Annotated in this window: 15 protein-coding genes; 11 read left to right on the top strand and 4 right to left on the bottom strand. The window is 57.0% G+C overall.

Going from position 1 to position 15,212, the window contains the following annotated elements:
* Window positions 1-32: 32 nt before the first annotated feature.
* From OHL13_RS04260 to OHL13_RS04250, 3 genes are all read right to left on the bottom strand, one after another.
* On the bottom strand, window positions 33-425 hold the full coding sequence (locus OHL13_RS04260) for a nuclear transport factor 2 family protein (RefSeq protein WP_263408868.1): 393 nt from the start codon (window positions 423-425) through the stop codon (window positions 33-35).
* A 2-nt stretch (window positions 426-427) separates the two neighbouring features.
* Window positions 428-1,303 (bottom strand): MBL fold metallo-hydrolase, encoded by an 876-nt coding sequence (locus OHL13_RS04255; protein WP_263408867.1) that lies wholly within the window; start codon window positions 1,301-1,303, stop codon window positions 428-430.
* Between the two features lie 65 nt (window positions 1,304-1,368).
* Window positions 1,369-2,019, bottom strand: coding sequence for a DsbA family protein (locus OHL13_RS04250; protein ID WP_263408866.1), 651 nt, complete (start codon window positions 2,017-2,019; stop codon window positions 1,369-1,371).
* Between the two features lie 153 nt (window positions 2,020-2,172).
* Between OHL13_RS04250 and OHL13_RS04245 the strand changes: the two genes are divergently transcribed.
* The 6 genes from OHL13_RS04245 (at window position 2,173) to OHL13_RS04220 (ending at window position 8,154) form a co-directional block, all read left to right on the top strand.
* Entirely contained in the window at window positions 2,173-2,556 is a 384-nt protein-coding gene (locus OHL13_RS04245; RefSeq protein WP_263408865.1) for a winged helix-turn-helix transcriptional regulator, read from the top strand.
* A gap of 755 nt (window positions 2,557-3,311) precedes the next feature.
* Window positions 3,312-4,799 carry a multicopper oxidase family protein gene (locus tag OHL13_RS04240; protein WP_263408864.1) on the top strand — a complete coding sequence of 496 codons (1,488 nt, stop codon included), beginning with the start codon at window positions 3,312-3,314 and terminating at the stop codon, window positions 4,797-4,799.
* A gap of 22 nt (window positions 4,800-4,821) precedes the next feature.
* Window positions 4,822-6,486: a TolC family protein gene (locus tag OHL13_RS04235; protein ID WP_263408863.1), complete on the top strand. Its 1,665-nt coding sequence runs from the start codon at window positions 4,822-4,824 to the stop codon at window positions 6,484-6,486.
* 179 nt (window positions 6,487-6,665) lie between these two features.
* The gene (locus tag OHL13_RS04230; RefSeq protein ID WP_263408862.1) at window positions 6,666-7,112 is read left to right on the top strand and encodes a c-type cytochrome; all 447 of its coding nucleotides are present in this window, start codon (window positions 6,666-6,668) and stop codon (window positions 7,110-7,112) included.
* Window positions 7,109-7,471 (top strand): DUF5666 domain-containing protein, encoded by a 363-nt coding sequence (locus OHL13_RS04225; RefSeq protein ID WP_263408861.1) that lies wholly within the window; start codon window positions 7,109-7,111, stop codon window positions 7,469-7,471. Before OHL13_RS04230 ends, OHL13_RS04225 begins: the two co-directional genes overlap by 4 nt.
* A 260-nt stretch (window positions 7,472-7,731) precedes the next feature.
* The gene (locus tag OHL13_RS04220; RefSeq protein WP_263408860.1) at window positions 7,732-8,154 is read left to right on the top strand and encodes a winged helix-turn-helix transcriptional regulator; all 423 of its coding nucleotides are present in this window, start codon (window positions 7,732-7,734) and stop codon (window positions 8,152-8,154) included.
* A gap of 95 nt (window positions 8,155-8,249) precedes the next feature.
* On the opposite strand, the gene OHL13_RS04215 is transcribed toward OHL13_RS04220, so the two are convergent.
* Complete coding sequence (locus OHL13_RS04215; RefSeq protein ID WP_263408859.1) at window positions 8,250-8,804, bottom strand: HD-GYP domain-containing protein; 555 nt, start codon at window positions 8,802-8,804, stop codon at window positions 8,250-8,252.
* A gap of 650 nt (window positions 8,805-9,454) precedes the next feature.
* Between OHL13_RS04215 and OHL13_RS04210 the strand changes: the two genes are divergently transcribed.
* The 5 genes from OHL13_RS04210 to OHL13_RS04190 all read left to right on the top strand — a co-directional run bounded on the left by OHL13_RS04210 (window position 9,455) and on the right by OHL13_RS04190 (window position 15,195).
* Window positions 9,455-11,017, top strand: a complete 1,563-nt coding sequence (locus OHL13_RS04210; RefSeq protein ID WP_263408858.1) for a hypothetical protein — start codon at window positions 9,455-9,457, stop codon at window positions 11,015-11,017.
* A 204-nt stretch (window positions 11,018-11,221) separates the two neighbouring features.
* Window positions 11,222-11,476 carry a PqqD family protein gene (locus OHL13_RS04205; RefSeq protein ID WP_263408857.1) on the top strand — a complete coding sequence of 85 codons (255 nt, stop codon included), beginning with the start codon at window positions 11,222-11,224 and terminating at the stop codon, window positions 11,474-11,476.
* 17 nt (window positions 11,477-11,493) lie between these two features.
* A complete protein-coding gene (locus tag OHL13_RS04200) occupies window positions 11,494-12,864 on the top strand; it encodes a phosphotransferase (RefSeq protein WP_263408856.1) in 1,371 nt (456 codons plus the stop codon).
* Window positions 12,865-12,940: 76 nt separating this feature from the next.
* A complete protein-coding gene (locus OHL13_RS04195; RefSeq protein ID WP_263408855.1) occupies window positions 12,941-13,315 on the top strand; it encodes a lasso peptide biosynthesis B2 protein in 375 nt (124 codons plus the stop codon).
* Window positions 13,316-13,326: 11 nt separating this feature from the next.
* The gene (locus OHL13_RS04190; RefSeq protein ID WP_263408854.1) at window positions 13,327-15,195 is read left to right on the top strand and encodes an asparagine synthetase B family protein; all 1,869 of its coding nucleotides are present in this window, start codon (window positions 13,327-13,329) and stop codon (window positions 15,193-15,195) included.
* Window positions 15,196-15,212 lie beyond the last annotated feature (17 nt).

The raw sequence follows: 15,212 nt of genomic DNA, 5'->3' as shown, positions 1-15,212 counted from the left end.
GCCGCGCTTCAAACCCACCTCAATGAATACGTTTAATAGCCGAGTGCCTTTCGCACCATCACGGTATCGACATACTGCGTCATGCGCGTAATCTTGCCGTCTCGCAGTTCCCAGAGATGCGCGAATGCCGCACGCATGGATTGCCCGGTGGCTTTGTAGGTTCCGGAGTAGACTCCGAAGGCGGCGACTCGGTCGCCGTCTTCCAGGTAGGTGTGAACCTCTGCACGGTAGCCGACCCACTCGGTGCCCAGACGATGAAAGACGCCGGCAAGAATCGCTTCTGCGCCCACATAGGTGCCGGCGTACGGAAAGCCTTCGGCTTCCGTCCACTCAGCATCGGGAGCAAGCGCCGCCAGGAGATTGCGACCGTTTTCTTCAGAAGAGCCGTCGTAGGTGGAACGGATGAGGTCGAGATGAGCGCCCATGATCAGCCCCACTTCATTTCGCCCGTAGCCACCTTCGCCCCGATGTCGAGAGCCACCTCCATCCCGAGGCCGGGGTAGCGGGCTTTCATCGCCGCGATGAGCGCGGTCGAATCTTTGGCTTTGGCCAACTCCTCCTCGAAGGCGATGAGATAGCCCTTGGTGTGCTCGACGCCGGCCAGATTGGTTGCGGCATCCGACACCATATGGCCAGGCACGATAATCAGAGGCTTGCGTGCGGTGATCGCATCAAGGTTGGCGATCCAGGCCGCGCGCTGTTCCTTGGTTGCGGTATCAGCAGTCCAGACATGTACGCCTGCGAAGATCAGCACACCGCCGAAGACGGCATGGAGTGAAGGAACCCAGAGAAAGCGGCGATTGGTAAGTCCGGCGGCGTCCACGATCTCGATCGTCTGTCCATCGACTGTGAGCGTCTTGCCGTCAAAGGTGTCGGGGATCACAACGTCGCCGAGCGTCTGGGGGCCGTTCTCCTTGAGCTGCGGCCCCCAGGTGGCAAGCTTCTTCTCCACGCTCGCGCGTATGGCGGACACAGTCTCCGACGCCGCGATCACACGTGCCTCCGGGAAGGCATCCTTGATTGATTGCAAGCTGAAATAGTAGTCGGGGTCACTCTGGCTGACATAGATCGTCGTCAGTCGTTTCCCTGTGGCTTTCATTGCCTCCGCGACCGTACGGCCGTCGGGCAGGGTGAAACCACCGTCGATCAGCAGAGCTTCGGTCGGACCAGTCACGAGCACTGGTGCGCGAAAGAATCCATTCGGCCCTGCAGGAAAATGTTTCCATGTCAGGGGTGTGACGGCAACGTTGGCAATCCCGGACGGAGCGGGGTCCATTGCTCCAACAGCAAGCGTCGGTTTCATGTTTTCTCTCCTTGTCGCATCGATGTGGAATCTCCTCCAGTGAGGGCAGGCTTCTGGTTCCGGCGTTAGGCCATTTCGAGTTGGGGCAGGAGCCGGTCCACTCCTCCAAAAAGAACATCCGCTCCAACAACGCGAACCCCATCCCTATCGGTAACAACCAGGGTGGGAACCCCTCGTGCGCCGACCGAAACCAATAAAGCTCGACCACGGGCGATCCGCTCCTGGTTGGCTATCTGGAGCGCTGGAGTTGGTGTCGCCAATTGCTCCGCCGCTCGGACGAAGCCTGCCTCCGCCAGAATCTGTGACAGGCTTGCTGCCTGGATGATGTCTCTTCCCTCGCGGTAACGAGCAGACTGAATGAGGCTGAGGGCGTCCAGTTCGCGATCAGGCTCGTCCTGGGAGATAGCCGTCAGCGCAAGTGTAGCGGCGCTCGAATCGAGCCGGGTATTCGCGGCACCGAGGACTTGATCCCGGTACGCTTGCGTGAAGCTCTGTCCGGATAACTCCGCGATCCGCTGGTCTTGGCTCCAGGCGAAGGCAGCGAAGGTGGCGTCCACAGCTCGTGCATTCGCTCCAGCAAACAGCCCAGTCGGATTGAGTGCGATGGAGACGCCTGCATCCCTCAATGCGTGGAGCGCGGAGGACGCGCCGTAGCACCAACCACAAAGCGGATCGAAGAGATAGGTGATGGATTTCTCTGGCATGTCGGTCTGCAATATCAGAATTTCTACTTAGTCCGAAATTCGTAGGTGGTCTTGTAATTCATGTAAGACTATTACCCATTGAACGACATTCCACAAGAAGTCTGTTGAGTCTTCCTAAGTCACATCGATGTGACCTTTGGTGAAACAAAGGAGATAAGAAGCAAATTGAAAGACGACTTCACTCAGCAACAGGACATGGCAAAGGGAGAGGCTTGCCCCATCCGTGACGTACTTGACCGCATCGGCGATCAATGGAGCCTATTGGCGCTCGGTGCGTTATCCAAGGGGACGATGCGCTTCAACGAACTAAGACAGGAGATCGGCGACGTGTCCCAGCAGATGCTGTCGCGAACCTTGAAACGCCTTGAGGAAGACGGGCTCGTGTCGCGGACACCCTTTGCGGTGATCCCACCTCGAGTCGACTATGCCTTGACCCCGTTAGGTGAGTCTTTCCTCAAACCAATGCGGGTCCTCATCGGATGGGCCGAGCAAAATCACGTTTCGATTCAATCGGCCCGAAAAGCCTATCGGGCTGCATCAACGGATTGACCGGGATCGCGGAAGCACCGACCGCACTTCCTACGTCTCTCTTCTCTGTGGTGGCCCTTCAATGTCATCTGGGTCACGGCGGGACTGAGCGAATCTATCCATCCGATTACTTCAAGCGCAAACTGCTTGCATATTCACACAGTAGGAGTAAAGTGAAAACGTGCGGCAGATGAAAACAGCGACGTCATTTTTCACAATGATCTTGATGCTGATGACGTGTGCCTCATCGCTTTGTGCGGCCAAGTGCGATGCCAAGGCTCTTTCATCTCACGACTCTTCCCGTATCGCTCCGTCTCAGTCAACATCATTCGACACTGCTTCTATGTCCAGCGATTGCGTTGGCATGACAGATAGCGAAGACGAGCAGGGCGGGAAAGACGACCTGGCACACATGAAGGTCAATTCCACTTGCCCTCATGTCGTGTGCAGCCATGATGAAGCGGCTGCCAACACTGATCCGGCAGTTCGCCTCGATCACGTCTATGTGATTGCGACTGTTCTTTTGACAAAGGTAGAGCGGTTGGACACATTCGTGTCGAGCACTCTCGCGTACCGGTCGCCTCCAAGTTCCCCTCCTTCCTCAATTACCTCCCTCCGCATCTAGTTCGGCATTTCCCGCCTGTCAGACGTATTTCGTCCTGGCCGGATTATGTCACTGCGTGTGCGCACCCGCGATCGTTTGCGGGCGAAAGCACCTCTGAGACGTCCTGTGCCAGTGCGCCCCTATCAAGCCCCCACTGTCCCAGGAGTTGTCCATGTCGAATCGTCGCTCATTTCTTCAAAGTGCCCTCGGTATCACCGCAGGGCTATTTGCCACGGAAACGTTGCAAGCTAAGGTCACGCAAAGCGCTGCGGAAAAGCTGAGACAACATCGCACGCGTGATGCTCGCACGGCCTTCAATATTCCCGTCGTAACGCCGGACATTGGAGACTTGCCGTACACGATGGACGGCGATGTCAAAGTCTTCCACTTGATCGCACAAGTGGTGGAACAACAAATCTCCCCCGACAAGAAGATCTACGCCTGGGGCTTTAACGGCTCAGCGCCGGGTCCGACGATTCAGGTGACACAGGGAGACCGTGTTCGCGTGATCTTCGACAACCAACTGCCTGAACCGACCTCATTGCACTGGCACGGATTCGAAGACCGTATCCAGTACGACGGTCAACCCGGAATCAGTCAACCGCCCGTCAAGCCAGGTGGACGTTTCGTGTATGAGTTCAACATCCACCAAGAGGGCACCTATTTTTATCACGCTCACATGGCGATGCAAGAGATGGCCGGGATGCTCGGGATCTTCATCATGCACCCAAAGGAGCCGTACCAACCGCATTGCGAAAAGGACTTTGCAATCAACTTGCAGGAGTACGCCGTTCTCCCCAACAACAGCGTTCCCAACACGATGAGCATGGAATATAACTGGCTGCTTTTGAATGGCAAAGCCGGGCCAGCGGCGACTCCTCTCATCGTTCGCCTGGGCGATCGAGTGCGGGTCCGATTCGTAAATCTCGGCATGGATCATCACCCGATGCATATCCATGGTCACACCTTCTATACGACCGGCACAGAAGGCGGAAGGATCCCAGAGGTTGCATGGTGGCCGGGCAATACCGTTCTGGTCGGCGTAGCGCAGAGCCGGACAGTTGAGTTCGTTGCAAACAACCCCGGTGATTGGATGCTGCATTGCCATCTCCCCCACCACATGATGAACCAAATGTCCTCGACTGTTGGAAGGATGACCCGCATGTCGGGAATGCCTGCGGGTGGGGGAATGAATACCGGTATGGGGATGCTTCAAGGCGCACCCGGTGCGCCTTTGGGCGAGGACTATGGACCCATCCTTGGTCGTGGCATGGGGGTCGGTGGAACCTCTGAGACGGCTACGACGAACGGTCCCCTCTCGGAGGCCAAGGCGCAGGCGGCAACGAAAGGCATGCAGCATACCCCGGGTGAGATGTCCGGAATGGACATGGGCGACATGAAACCTGATATCGCGCCGAATGCCAACGACGTTCCGAACTTCCCTCAAGACGCGTACATGGAGGGGCCGATGATGGCGATGGACAAGAGGGTGGATCGACCAGAGAACTATGGTCTGAAGCCGGGATGGAGCCAATTCATGCAAGGCATGATGAACTTCGTTCGCGTATTGCCACCGGATGAGTACGACGAGGTCATCGCGCGGATGAAGCAGGCCAATCGCCCGAACGATCCCTATTCCTCCATCCTTACCCGCGCCTAAGCCAATCCAGAGGAGATTCACGATGAAGACTTTAGTTCTTGCCGCTGCCTTGTTGATAGCGACGGGCGCGGCCGCTCAAGATCCAACGATGCCGGGTATGCCGATGCCGGCACAACAGAAGCCCGTAACCCCACCCCACCAGCATGGGACGCCGGCCAAGAAGACCACGGAGACGGCTCCCAAGACGGAGGACATGTCCGGGATGGACATGAAAGACCATGATCATGCTCACGACAAGAATGCACCGATGGACAAGATGAACGGGATGCAGATGGAGCCTATGCCGGGTATGCATATGGATGATTCCGATGCACAAGCTCCTGTGAAGCCTTCGGTCACACATTCAACGATGACGCTTCAGGAACCGGAAGATCCTTCGCGCAGGACCGGAAGCAATCATCCGGCCCCTGAGCTCCTGAAGGATGTAGCTGGTCGTCCGGCGAAATCTCTGGCGGATTTTCTGGGGATGGCAGACAGAACGAACCCTACGATCGCACAAGCGACCTCGCTTGTCCGACGTTCCGCCGCTCAAGCAACGCAGGCTGGACTCTACCCCAACCCGACCGTGGGGTATCAGGGAGAACAGATCCGTGGCGGTAGTTACGGAGGAGGCCAGAGCGGAGGATTCGTCCAGCAGACGGTCGTCCTTGGAGGAAAACTGGCTCTTCGCCGCGATATCTATGAGCAACAAAAACGCTCGGATGAAATCAACGTCGAGGAGCAGACTCTTCGCGTGCACAGCGATGTGACCCAGGCTTTCTACTCTGCGCTCACAGCCCAGGCCCTCGTGAATGTCAGGCGACGATTGCTCGGCCTGACGCTTGATGCGGTGGAGACCGTCCATCAGCTCGCGAACGTGGGCCAAGCCGACGCACCGGACATCCTTCAAACGGAAGTTGAATCGGAACAGGCCAAAGTCGATTTCGTTAGGGCCCAGAGAGCATTCTTGCAGGAGTACCGGATGCTCGCGGCGCTGGCCGGTCAGAAAGACATGGTGGTTTCGCCGCTCGAAGGCGATCTCGAACACCCTCCCATCATCGATGCTGAACAGCAAGTCACCATGCTGGTTGCGAACAGTCCCGAGGTGCGCCGCGCCCAGCAGGAGGTAACCGTTGCGGAGGCGCGATTGAAGAACGCTCGGCGCGAGTCGATCCCGGATCTTCAACTGAAAGTAGGCGAACAGTACAACGGACAACTGGTCAGCGATAACCCAAATCGACCCACAGGGGCGCAGAGTTTTGCGACCGCTGCGATGAACATTCCGCTTTGGAATCGCAATCAAGGGAACAAGCGCGCTGCCGGCGTCGAAGTGGAACGCGCCCGTCAAGACGTCCAACGAACACAACTCAATCTGCAACGCGAAGCCGCACCGCTTGCTCAGTCCTACGAGACGGCGCGCTTCGAGTCAGAACGATTTAGAAACCAACTCATCCCTCGCGCTCAGAGAGCCTATGAGCTCTATCTCACGAAGTACGAGAACATGGCTCAAGCCTACCCACAGGTTCTTGTCTCACAAAGAACTCTGTTTCAGCTTCAAGTGAGCTATCTGCAGTCCCTTCATGAGACGTGGCAGAGCGCGATTGCACTCCAGAACTTTGCGCTCACGGGCGGGTTGAATCAGCCCCAGTCCCGCGGCACCTCCAACACCTCGATCAACTTACCTGGATCCGGCGGGGGGGCGGAATGAGGCGCCGGTCTGTCCTTGGAATCGTTGCGATCCTGGCGTTTGTCGCTGCTCTCTTCGGGGCTCTCTTCTATGTTCGGACGGCGATGCATGGATTCAGTGCGAGGAAGGACCCCAGCAGCATCGAGAGATTGCTCGCGACCTACGCGCGGGCAACCGCTATGCCGTCGTCTGCAAAGGCAATGAAGAATCCGGTGCCGATGACTCCCTCGATTCTTCACGAATCCTTAGGCCACTTCGCGGATCACTGTGCGGTTTGCCACGCGAACAACGGGAGCGGCAAGACGATGTTCGGCAGTGGCCTTTATCCAAAGCCTCCCGATCTCCGACTCGCTCGCACCCAAAGTCTCAGCGATGGGGAGATCTTCTTCATCGTGGAGAACGGGATTCGGATGTCAGGAATGCCCGCTTTCGGCGGGGACGATTCGAGCGATGACAGTTGGAAGCTTGTGTATTTCATTCGTCACCTTCCGCAACTGACCGCTGCAGAAGAGACAGAGATGGAAGCCCTTAATCCGAAGACCTCTGAAGAGTCCGAAGAGGACAAAGCAGAAGAGCAGTTCCTGAATGGCGGATTCCCGTCCGTCCCAACCAAAACGATGAATCACATGAAAGGACACACAAAATGAAACGACTTCTTCTGGCGGTCCTATTCGGCCTATTTGCAACCGCGGCATTTGCTCACAACGGCATGATCCACATGATGGGGACTGTCACCGCGATTGCGGATACCAGCCTCAGCGTCAAAGGGACGGACGGCAAGACCCAAACGGTTGTGCTGGTGGCAACGACGAAGTTTACCAAGGGGGACAAGGTTGCCACCCTTCGCGACATCCGAGTTGGGGACCCTATCGTCATTCACGCCACAAAAAAGGCTGACCAGTTGATTGCTGCTGAGGTCAAGGTTGGAACCATGGGCATGACGGGCGACTCCGGTGGCATGAACGGGATGAAGATGGACCATCCTGCGACGACCACCCCTCACTGAGAGCGCGACAGATTGTGTGTGGGAGTGAGGCGATTCAATTCGCCTCACTCACGTGCATCGATCTCGATCGAGAACTGATGCTCGCAGCCACCTGCGGTGTGCTTCGGTAACCGATGTCGCGTTCTGAGAAGTCATCGCGCTCTGTCGGCGAGCGGGTCGATGATTCTTCGTTCGGTGCGATTCCGTCGTGATCGTCAGTTGAACCTATCTTCCGAAGTCGACTCAATGTGACTCATGGGGAGTGAAGGAGAGGAAGCAGATTGAAGGGCGATTTCAGCAAGCAACCGGATCTAGCAAAGGGCGAGGCCTGCCCCATCCGCGATGTCCTCGACCGCGTCGGCGACCAATGGAGTGGTTTAGTGCTCGGTGCCTTATCCAACGGCACCATGCGCTTTAACGAGTTGAGACGGGAGATCGGGGATGTGTCGCAGCATATGCTGTCGCGGACACTGAAACAGCTTGAACAAGACGGGTTTGTGTCGCGGACGGTCTTTCCGGTGATTCCGCCCCGAGTCGACTATGCTCTGACACCCTTGGGCAAATCATTTCTGGAGCCACTCCTCATGCTGATCACCTGGGCCAACGAGAACCATATGTCGATCCAATCGGCACGGAAGATCTATCGAGAGGGACAAGAGGGTTTGAAAGCCTCAGCACAAGCTGAGGCACCAGAGAGGAGATGATTTTTCTCGTGCCGCTTCGACTTGCTGCTCGCTGTTTAGCCGATCCCAATCGTCTCGACTGTAAGAAATGAAAGATCTCTAGGATGCGGTCTGATCTAGGCAAGGAGAAATAGAAGACCAATGGGGATGTTGGTCCACCTCGGCGCAAGAAGCCGAAATATGTCGAAAAGATCGCGATCCAGTCCATCGCTCATCCCGACCATGATCTCTAACGCCTTCTGGGAACTTAGGGACGCTCTATATGCACGCGGCTCGATGAGGGCTGCATAGATATCGCAGATTGTGACCATGCGCACGACGTTGCGGACGGATCGACCGCGCAGCCCCGCCGGGTAACCTGAGCCATCCAATTTCTCATGGTGGTGCAACACGATGTCGAGGATGTCAGGCGAGAACATTTCCGTTTCCAATAGCATCCTGTAACCACGCTCGGCGTGGGAATGCACGATCCGCAGTTCCCCTTCGGTGAGGCGGCCCGGCTTATTGAGCAGGTCGACGGGGACTTCCATCTTTCCGACATCATGCAGTAAAGCCGCTCTGACAAGATGTTTCTGAGCTCTGCTACTGAGGCCAATGGTGGCTGCAAATGCTCCAGTGATCTCGGCTACGAGGAGGCTATGCCGGTAAGCCTGTTTATCGTGCAGCGCCAACAATTTCATCCAAGGAGCGATCTCTCGCTCTCTTCCAACCCTTCGGACCACACTCCGGTCTATGAGCATCGCTCGCTTTCCTCCCCAAGTGAGCCGTGCGATCGTCCTCGCAAAGTTGCACTCGGAATCTGAAGTGGATCGGTCGGATACATGCAATGACGTATCGGTTGAAGAAACTTCACGGAGGGGTGATTGCAGACCAAGAGATCGAGATGGATCGTCGTACCCTCTCGATGCACTCGCTAAACCCTAACTGCGAACTGATGAAGAGATGTTCCTACGCTATATGCGTAGGGAATGATTCCGCAAGAAGTCTGCTCTGTCTTACTTAGTCATATCTATCTAACCTTCTTCAGGGTCGACGAGATGTAACAAGACTCTTAGACACGCTACGCTCGCTTCTTCACGCTTGCGGATTGAGCACGACACGGGCACACTTGCTAGACATTCCGAACACGAGGGCGCATCAGACCCAGCACGCAGATTCAATCTGCATCGATCTCGCAGGCGAGTTGCAGGTTCTCAAACCTATGCTGCACATCTCAGCAAAGGTTGAGGCTCTATCAGTGTTCGATGTTGTATCGCTTGTCCCCCGGCTTTGTGCGATGTAGCTACTCCGCTGCAGTGAATCAAGAGGAGACGCCTTCGCTGTGTATCGACCTGTCACGAGCAATGAAATTATCGAACGCGTGGAGCATATCCGAGGTCTGCTACGGCAGATCCGACCAAGGAATGAGCACGAGCACCTTGCCTTTGAACGGCGTGAACAGCGGCTCAAAGACTTCATTACGAATCTGCGACGTACGCAGAGCCGCGCGATGGTCCAGATGGTGGATGATCTGGGAACGCACTGCCTGCTGACAAAGGATGGCGGTTACCGTCTCTTTGGGTATTCACTCGATGCCTTGCGTGAGTACGACCTCTTTCTCAACGGTGGACGGACCCATGTCGTTGAGTCTTACGTTTTCGAACGGGATTACCTCGTGGAACTGCCGTTGGAACTGGCTCCTGCAGAAGCCTTCTCACGGACGGCCTCGCTCGACACGCTGGTGCGAAGCTGGCAAGGCGACATTCCGATCCGTGCTTTGAGTCGTTCCGAGTGGCACCATCCGGGTGCCTTCTACGTGCATGTAGGAACGGAAGACAGTCTGGGATCGAGCATTCCTCCGGGGTCCATGGCACTGGTGGAACTGATCGACAAAGAAGAGGAGATGCGTCCGGACCTGCGTTCGATCTATCTGCTTCAATTCCGCAACGGGTATCGGTGCAGTCGCTGTGTCGCCACGCGGGGCAAGTTGCAGTTGCTTACCGTCGACCGCTCCTACTTCGGGCAGGAGGAATTTTCGTATCCCGGTGGTGGGGTGCGGATCGTGGGCCGCGTCCGCGCCTTCGCCCTTGGACTTCCGTTGCAGCACCATGCATCCCCGCGGGGGCTCTGGTCTTATGACGGCAACGCGGACCTCCTCTTGCCCTGGGAGCACGCTCACCGGTGGCAGATGCTAGCGAACAAGCACAAGCGATTCGTACGATCCCCGGACGAGGAACGCTATGTGCAGCAGTTCCTTCAGGAGAACTTGCACTCAAAGGTCAGCGAGAGAACGCGGCGGCGGTATCGCAGTGAAACGGATTCGAATCCCCATGCTGATGCTCTCATGCAGATCACTGTGGAGCACTTCGCGCGATACACCGACTCGTTACGGATGGGAGGGCATGCGATTCGGGACGCCGACAGGTTTTCGCTTGAAACGATGCTCCACGCAAACGATGCGACCGACCTGTTCGTGACACGGGCAAGGGCGGCGGTTCCCATGCCTTCCGAGGTCTGGGATGCGAGGCGCGAAGAGATGGTAGAGTATGCCGCACTGTTCGCGCGAAAGTTTCCGCGGCCGAGCCTTCTAGGAGAGCGGGTGTTGCGTATCGGGGAGGAGACCGGGTTGGTCGGGATGCAACCCCCTCTCCGTCCAGGTTCGTGGGTGCTTCTCGAAGATCTCTCGATGCTGCCGGACGCACGGATCGATACGAGCAAACGGGGCTGGGCCCGGCCTCTCTACGTGATGCGTCGCGGAGTGGAGCATGTGTTGGGATACCTGGACCGGGACGGCAACGGCTTTGCTCTGCTGAACGGTCGCGAGGCAAATCACCCCAAAGCGCTCTTCGGCCCAAGCGAGTTGTTGCAGCTTCGCCGTGTCTGCGGTGTGGTGATCCCGGTTTAGAAATCGAACAGGAGTAACTTTGGCCAAAATAGCTCTCGGCACGCACCAATCATGCAACATGCTTTGTCCATAACTGCTGCTCCTGCCACGCGGGAGTAAGTTTGGCCAACTGCTGTTTTCTGCTTGCAAGAGACGGGAGACAGGTTGAAGCTCACTTTCACCGCCAGCTGCGGATCCAATCGCGCTTGGCCGCGGAGAGTGTGCATGGCCACCGACAAGGCTTCCCTTCGGACGATTGTGAATGAGGATGGTGCGGCGGTCCTTGATACCGAGCGAGGCGTCATCTCGACTTTCAACGTTACGGGCGGCTATGTCTGGCAGGCGTTGGAGCGGGGCGAGAGTGAGGAAAGCATCGTCGCGAACCTCGCCCGCGAGACGGGTGAATCCTCCGAAGTCGTAGGACGCGACGTCAGAGAGTTCATCGCAAGCCTCAAGACGCAGCAGCTGCTATCCCAGTGACGATACAGAGGCCCGCTATGGCAACCACGCTCCCTGTCATCACCAACGAGTATCGAGTGCTCCTTGTAGATCCGAAGTCGCACACCTTGCTCGCCCAGGAGCGATGCGGAGAGTATTGTCTGGCCCGCGTTGCAGTGCCTCTCGGGACGCGTCCCGCACGCCAGTTGCAGGAGACATTTCGCACGTCATGGGGCGTAACGATCCTCATCTTGGATCTCCTCGCCGTACACGACAATATGTCCCCATGCGCTGTCGCTGAACTTCTTGCCGGTGAGGTCCCTGCGGAGTTCAGGGCCGTCCTCCCCGAACAGATTCGGCGTGACGAGCTATCCGAAGAGGGGCGCAGTTTGTTCCAGGACATGCTCCGCGGTACTGTACGAAGCCCTTTCACTGAGATCGGTTGGATTGATAGAGCCATTGCGTGGCTGGAGACTGCGACGGGGAGAAGACTGTCGTCGAAGGCTGATATCGAGCAGCACAACGCTGGAGGAGCTTTCACGCTGCTCCGATTTCGGACGCAGGATGGTTGCGACTATTGGCTAAAAGCGACCGGAGCGCCCAACCTTCATGAGCGCAACATCACGTCACTATTGTCTAGGCTTTGCGCGGGCCATGTTCCTGAAGTCGTGGCGGAGATCCCAGAGTGGAATGCCTGGATGATGCGCGGTCAGGGCAGTGTTCGCAGGGCTCTGCCGACCGAGGCGACCGGTATCTGGCATGTACTGCGGGGAGCGGTGAAGTCTCTGGCCGCGCTCCAGATGAACACGGTGGGATCGGAGCAGGCGTTATTTGCCGTCGGTGCATGCGACCACGGAACGCATGTCCTGCGAGCGAAAGCAGAAACGCTCTTCGCCTACATCGACGAAGCAATGTCTTTGCAAACCTCAACCAAGGTGCCGCGTCTTGGGGCAAGCAGGCTTTGTGAACTCCGGAGAATCTTCGAAGACGTTTGCGGTCACATGGAGCAGCTCGGCCTTCCGCCAACGGTTCTTCACGGCGATATGAATCTCGGCAATATCCTCGTCGCGGATGGCCGTTGCGTGTTTATCGACTGGAGTGAAGCCTACGTGGGCAGTCCGCTCGTGACCTTTGAACACATCTTGCTTCTGAACCAAGTCGACTGTCCCTCCCTAAAGTCGTCTCGTGATGCATGCCTTCGACAGGTGTATCGGGGAGCTTTAGGCAAAATACTCGACGTAAGAGCAGTCGATGAAGGCTTCGCGTGTGCGCCCATGATTGCCGCTGCATCATCCATCCTGGGCCGGGGAGACTGGCTCCGGACGCATTTGCGGGACGATCCAAGACGCCAGGCCTACGTGCGCGCGATTGCGCGGCATATGGATCGAGCGGCTCGGGAACCTGCGTTGTTAAGGCGCTTGCGCTGTTAGTTGCGAAGGGTCTTCGTCGGCAAGGTCGTACACGAGTTCTATGCATGCACTGTGCGAGAACATCAGGAGGCGAGTCATGAGACGACGGGTTGTTGAGAGCTGGCTGCTGTTGGCCTATTTCGATTGGCTCATGCGCGCCCGCGGATTTCAGAGAGTTCACACCGTCGTTCGGGCGCAGACGATACGGCACACATCCAGGGCACTACAGAACGACAGCATGTTATCCCATGCGATGGATCTTGCCTGTGTCTTCTATTTCAAACGTGTGCTGTGCCTGCAACGTTCGGCTGCCCTGGCTGTCCTTCTGCGCCGCTATAGCTGGGACGCAGAGTTGGTCATCGGCGCACAGCTCCTTCCATTCCAATCCCATGCCTGGGTGGAAGTTGAGGGTCGAGTCGTCAACGATAGGCCTTACATCACGGAGATGTTTGAAGTGCTGGAGCGCTGCTAAGCGAGGTCGCCATGAGCATTCTGCTGGGGTTGTTGCATGATCCGGAAGCGTTCGCCTCCGAGTCCGAGTTACGCCATCTCTCGCTTTCGACCGAGCGGTTCGCCACGGCCACGGGCAAGGTCTATATGAGCGGCCGGTTGGCCATGTGCGTTCAGCCCTATATCAGTCATGAACGTTCCGCGATGGATGCTGGCCCTTCCGCCGACATCCGCGGGAACATCCTCGGCTTTGATGGACGTTTGGACAACTACCAAGAACTTGCGCGTGAGCTTGGAATCAATTCTGTCGATCGTTCCGATTCCGAGATCGTGCTGGCAGCCTTCGAGCACTGGGGAGAAAACTGTTTCCAGCGCTTCACCGGCGATTGGGCCATGGCGCTGTGGTCCACGAGAGATCAGAGACTCTTTCTTGCGCGAGACCACGCAGGAAGCAGAACGCTCTACTACCAGCAGTTACCTCACCGAGTTCTATGGTCCACGTATCTTGAACCGTTCCTGTCCGCAGAGGGAGACGTTCGGCTCTCGGAACCGTATGCTGCCTCCTACCTGGCCCACCTCCCGATCGGAGATCTCACTCCCTATGAGGGAATCTTTTCCGTTCTCCCCGGACAATCCATTGCCTTCGGCCACCGCGGGATGATTCGGCGTACCCATTGGAACCCCGTGACCACCGGCACAACTCGATACAAGCACGATGCAGAGTATGAGGAACATTTTCTCGCCTTATTCGGGCAGGCCGTCACGCGGCGTACAGGACCGGGTGCGCCGATACTTGCGCAACTGAGTGGGGGAATGGATTCGACCTCGATTGTCTGTATGTCCGACTGTCTTCGCCGTGCTGCCGATCCTCACGCGGAGATCCTCGATACACTTTCGTATTTCGACGACTCCGAGGCCTCTCTGAACGAGAGGCCATACTTCACCCTCACCGAGGCTCGTCGCGGCAAAGCAGGAATTCATATCAATAACGCCTTTTCTCAGCGAACGTTTGATCCGCCTTATGTTGACGATGGAGTCTATCGCGTGCCAGGGGCCGACAGCTTCTCCGTCACGCAGGAACGCAAGCTATTCCGGCTCGTTTCGCAAAAGGGATATAGGAGCCTCCTGTCCGGGATTGGTGGAGATGAGGTCATGGGAGGCGTTCCGAACCCGCTCCCCGAACTTGCGGACCATCTCGTTTCGGGAGATCTTCGTAGGCTCATTTCCCAATCCCTACGATGGTCTCTCGTTGACCGAAACCCAATCATCTTCACCCTCTGCGAGACGGCTCTCTACACCCACCGCTTGTATCTGCAGAGGAACTCGCCTTCTCGCAAGCTGCCGCCGTGGATGTCATTCCGGCTTCGCCGTCACGTTCAGGATTCGGTCGGACCTCGAGGAATGACCCATCGCCGGCTCGGAGTCGCTCCCCATTGTCTGGTCAATGCATCCACCTGGTCCTCCGTTCTGGAGGGTCTTCCGCATGCGATACCGCAAGTTCTGTTCCGACCGGAATACCTATATCCCATGCTCGATAAAGATCTGGTGAACTATCTGTTTAGCATTCCGCGCGAGCAGTTGCTGCGGCCAGGAAGGCGGCGGTCTTTGATGCGGCGCTCCCTGCGCTCGATCGTCCCACCCGAGATTCTGGAACGGCGACGCAAAGCGTATCAACTTCGCGCCCCTTTGAATGCGATAGGTCAGGCCTATCACAAGCTTCAGCATGTCCTGGAGTCTTCCGAGATCGGTCGTCGAGGGCTCGTGGATGTGACTGCATTGCTCGATGAACTGAAGCGTACCGCAGCAGGGAGTGCGGAATGGTATCAGCCACTTTTGAGAACGATCGCATATGAGCTCTGGCTGAAAGCAAGTGACTGCCAAGAGTCTCTGCTTCGCCCTTGAGTGAACCTTATGGGCTT

The sequence above is a fragment of the Terriglobus tenax genome, from assembly GCF_025685395.1.
In the GTDB taxonomy this organism is placed as follows: domain Bacteria; phylum Acidobacteriota; class Terriglobia; order Terriglobales; family Acidobacteriaceae; genus Terriglobus; species Terriglobus tenax.
This window is presented reverse-complemented; position numbering and strand designations above follow the sequence as displayed.

What these genes read in the sequence shown, in the direction of transcription:
- OHL13_RS04260 (WP_263408868.1), bottom strand. Translation starts at nt 425, where the DNA reads ATGGGCGCTCATCTCGACCTCATCCGTTCCACCTACGACGGCTCTTCT.
- OHL13_RS04255 (WP_263408867.1), bottom strand. Translation starts at nt 1,303, where the DNA reads ATGAAACCGACGCTTGCTGTTGGAGCAATGGACCCCGCTCCGTCCGGG.
- OHL13_RS04240 (WP_263408864.1), top strand. Translation starts at nt 3,312, where the DNA reads ATGTCGAATCGTCGCTCATTTCTTCAAAGTGCCCTCGGTATCACCGCA.
- OHL13_RS04235 (WP_263408863.1), top strand. Translation starts at nt 4,822, where the DNA reads ATGAAGACTTTAGTTCTTGCCGCTGCCTTGTTGATAGCGACGGGCGCG.
- OHL13_RS04230 (WP_263408862.1), top strand. Translation starts at nt 6,666, where the DNA reads ATGAAGAATCCGGTGCCGATGACTCCCTCGATTCTTCACGAATCCTTA.
- OHL13_RS04225 (WP_263408861.1), top strand. Translation starts at nt 7,109, where the DNA reads ATGAAACGACTTCTTCTGGCGGTCCTATTCGGCCTATTTGCAACCGCG.
- OHL13_RS04205 (WP_263408857.1), top strand. Translation starts at nt 11,222, where the DNA reads ATGGCCACCGACAAGGCTTCCCTTCGGACGATTGTGAATGAGGATGGT.
- OHL13_RS04200 (WP_263408856.1), top strand. Translation starts at nt 11,494, where the DNA reads ATGGCAACCACGCTCCCTGTCATCACCAACGAGTATCGAGTGCTCCTT.
- OHL13_RS04195 (WP_263408855.1), top strand. Translation starts at nt 12,941, where the DNA reads ATGAGACGACGGGTTGTTGAGAGCTGGCTGCTGTTGGCCTATTTCGAT.
- OHL13_RS04190 (WP_263408854.1), top strand. Translation starts at nt 13,327, where the DNA reads ATGAGCATTCTGCTGGGGTTGTTGCATGATCCGGAAGCGTTCGCCTCC.